The sequence below is a fragment of the Rhizobium sp. BR 317 genome (assembly GCF_047445835.1).
Lineage (GTDB): Bacteria > Pseudomonadota > Alphaproteobacteria > Rhizobiales > Rhizobiaceae > Rhizobium > Rhizobium paranaense.
In genome coordinates this window covers 1-1,612 of sequence record NZ_JARWLB010000112.1, presented here as the reverse complement: position 1 = coordinate 1,612, position 1,612 = coordinate 1, and the positions used below count along the sequence as shown (strand labels likewise).

Here is a 1,612-nt window from a genome sequence, read left to right as displayed (position 1 = left end):
CTTGAAGTGAGCTGGATCGCACGCACCGATGAGGGGTGTTCACTCTTKGGTGCCTTCGTGACGTCKGGAATGCCTCGTCAATTTGGCTGCGGACGCGACCAAAAGGTCCCTCACTCCTGGTATCTGCCAGATCGGTGGTTGATTTTTGCTCACCGCCCCGATCGATTTTGCTCATGTAACCAACCGGCTCCACGGGCATTAGGTCACCGGCGCCTCGAGGCGATCGTGGTGCTGATAAAACCAAAGGAGTGAAATCATGACTGGTAATAAACCACTCGCAATGGTCACGGGCGGCTCATCTGGAATAGGCTTCGAGCTTGCCAAACAATTCGCCAAGAATGGATTTGACGTTGCTATTTCAGGCTCAAGCGACAAGGTAAACGAGGCCGCMGATGCGCTACGAAGCCTTGACGCCGAAGCGTATCCGTTCAAAGCGGATGCCTCGACATACGATGGCGTTGAGGGGTTCTGGAMCTTCACGGAGGGGCTGGGGCGCCCACTGGAAGCCGCGGCTCTGAACGTGGGTATCGGTATCGGCGGCGCCTTCGTCGATAACGATCTCGAGGATGAGTTTCGCCTGCTTGCAATCAATGTCACTGGGACCGTCCATATGGCCAAACGCGTCGTCCAACATATGGTCAAGAACGGCCGCGGCAGGATCCTCATCACCTCCTCGGTTTCGGCGACCCTGCCCACGCCATACGAAACCGTCTACGGCCCGTCGAAGGCATTCGGTTACATGTTCGCGGAATCTCTGCGCGAGGAGTTGCGCTCGACCGGGGTCACGGTGACGGCACTCCTTCCGGGCGCCACCAACAGCGACTTCCACGCGCACGCTGGGATGGGCGATACGAAGCTCGGTGGCCAGCAGAAAAACGACAAGACGCTCGTCGCCAAGCAGGGCTTCGAGGCCCTCATGAACKACATCGACCATGTCGTCGGCGGAGACCAGAAAACCAAGCGGCAGGTGTTGGAAAACCGGACAACCCCAGAGCCTGTTAAAGCCGCCCGGCAAGCCKAACTGACCCAACCGCAGTGAAGGAGCACATCATGGCACATCTGAAAGACAAGGTCGCAATCGTCACGGGAGCTTCCTCGGGCATTGGAGCAGCGACCGCCAGAGGATTGGCGGAAAAAGGTGCGCGCGTCGTCCTTGCCGGCCGCAATGAGGAACGCCTCAGTCAGATTGTCGAAGACATCGCCGGTTCCGGAGGTATTGCCAGCTACAAGGTTGCCGATGCCACGGATTTTGAGAGTACCAAGGCCCTCGTCCCGTTCGCCACGACGACGTACGGCCCGGTCGATATATTGGTCAACAATGCGGGCCTCATGCTMTTTTCCTATTGGAAGGATGCCGCGGTCGGCGATTGGAACAAGATGATCGATACCAACCTGCGTGGCTATCTACATGCGATTGCCGCCGTGCTGCCGTCGATGTTGGAGCGCCGGTCCGGCCGCATCCTGAATATGAGCTCTATCGCCGGCGTTCATGTCGGCGAGGCGGCAGGCGTTTATGGAGCCACGAAGTTCTTTATACGCGGTATCACCGAAAGCCTCAGAAAGGAGGTGGGCGTGGGAAGTGGGATCCAGGTGTCTATGATCAGCCCTGGCG

Annotated in this window: 2 protein-coding genes; both read left to right on the top strand. The window is 58.3% G+C overall.

The annotated features are described in order from the left end of the window. Window positions 1-256: 256 nt before the first annotated feature. Complete coding sequence (locus tag QD357_RS32125) at window positions 257-1,039, top strand: SDR family NAD(P)-dependent oxidoreductase (protein WP_414126054.1); 783 nt, start codon at window positions 257-259, stop codon at window positions 1,037-1,039. An 11-nt stretch (window positions 1,040-1,050) separates the two neighbouring features. Beyond that, a partial coding sequence (locus QD357_RS32120; protein ID WP_414126053.1) for an SDR family oxidoreductase occupies window positions 1,051-1,612 on the top strand: 562 nt, incomplete at its 3' end.